General features: G+C 51.5%; 3 protein-coding genes. All 3 read right to left on the reverse strand.

What is annotated here, in order from left to right:
* On the reverse strand, positions 1-925 hold a 925-nt coding region (locus tag E6O51_RS22140; protein WP_211091496.1), incomplete at its 3' end, for a hypothetical protein.
* Positions 922-1512, reverse strand: a complete 591-nt coding sequence (locus E6O51_RS21605; protein WP_136387100.1) for a hypothetical protein — start codon at positions 1510-1512, stop codon at positions 922-924. The genes E6O51_RS21605 and E6O51_RS22140, both read right to left, overlap by 4 nt.
* Positions 1513-1557: 45 nt before the next feature.
* Positions 1558-1778 (reverse strand): hypothetical protein (locus tag E6O51_RS21985; protein WP_168735363.1); only part of this gene is annotated, 221 nt, incomplete at its 5' end.

Here is a 1778-nt window from a genome sequence, read left to right on the forward strand (position 1 = left end):
CGTTGCGGTCGAGCACGAGCAGCGCGTCGTCGGCCTTCACCCAGCCCGTGCCGGTGCGGATGCCGTCGCCGTCGTGATCGAAGAGGATCGTGCCGTCGATGCCACGCGTTTCGATGCCGTCGCCGTCGAGGTCCAGGACAAGAGGGTCGACTCGGACGGGTTGCCAGGCGCGGGCGTTGCCGAAGAACGTATTTACGATACGATCAATCATCTCAAACAATGGGTCTAATTTATCCCCTATAGCATCACTCACGAAATCCCGGAACTCGTCTCCATACTCGTTACCAAGCCATGATCCAACAGCCGCACCTACTCCTGCCGCCACCACTACGGGCAGCAGCATCGACGCACTCGCACCGAAAACTGCAACACCGATAGCACCGCCAATCAATGCACCCAATTCTGCAACAAGGACTCCAGAGGCGCTTTTCGATAGTGCCGTCGTATCTCCCGTTTCTGCATAATCTTGCCACCCCTTATACATCCCGTACCCATCGGCTATCGGCCCTGCAAAGCGCCCGAGGTCTCCCAATTTCGGAACTGCACGACCAAGCGCATCATTCGATTCAGATATATGCCTTGTTAGATCGGACAACTTGGTCTCTGCCTGCCGGACTGGATCAGAAAGCGTTGAAGCCCGCTCATCAAAATAGTCAGCCCATTTTTCTGAAACTTTAGCAATTCCTTTTTCCCCATTTGCGATGGCATTATCACGAAACGCCTTTGCCCATGAAGCTGCTTCCTCGATAGCCTGCCTGTGTGCGTCTACAACTGCCTGATAGCGCGACGCCTCATCTAGGTAAAGAGAGGATGATCGCTCTGCAAGATTCGCATAAGCCCCGGACAATCCCGCCAGATAGGCCGAAGAAAGGCCGCTCCATGCATTGACAAGCGCCCCGATAGATGTGTTTTCATAATCACTCATTTTTTGCCTCCGAAGTCAACAAACCCAAAGAAAGCGTCGCGAAACAATTTCGGCAAAAACCCAACCCAAAAAACGATAAAAACCATAAATATCCACCCCCCAACACACAGACTGATGTAATTGTAGTTGAGCAGATATATAAGCCCGCTCCCTCGACTCACAACCATCGGGACGGATGGCTTTTCGCTAAAAAGCATCGTCCAGACAACCAACCCACCGAAAACCGATGCGGATATCACAATAACCAATAGTTTTAGCGGCGCCATGTCCGACCTTGGCGACTTCAGACCAGCCACGGCAAGTCGCAGAGCAAAATACGGGACAACAATCCAGAGCAAGACAAAGAACAATCTCCACGACAACGGATCAGGAGATGTAAACACAATCGATCCAATACCAGGGAATTTGTCGTCAACAGAACCAATAAACGACAAATATATTTCACTTCTGGTTAAACCGATCTTAGATGAAATAAAAGCCATCGCAGACAACAAAGCCGATGCAATGAACGTTCCTTTCATCATCCACCAAAATTCTTTCAAAGCCGGGTGAGATGAATTTACATATAGGCTTGGATTAAACTTCATAAAACGGCCCCACAATCAATAAAAAAGCCATTGTCATTTGAAATCTCAAGATCCCAAATGACACTGACCCAAACGGTCTATGTTGCTGAAGGCTTCGTAGATGAAGCTGAATTCCTCGGGATTGCGCTCGTCCAGGCTCTCGGCCATGCCCGAGGTGTCGGCCCAGGCATCGAGCAGTTGGTCCAGGATCGTCCAGCGCGCTTCCCGCGTGCTGGCCTGGGTGAAGTCTTCGAGCAGGCCGGCCAACTGCGGGGAGAGGCTGGCCG

The organism is Pseudothauera rhizosphaerae, from assembly GCF_004801305.1.
GTDB classification, from domain to species: domain Bacteria; phylum Pseudomonadota; class Gammaproteobacteria; order Burkholderiales; family Rhodocyclaceae; genus Pseudothauera; species Pseudothauera rhizosphaerae.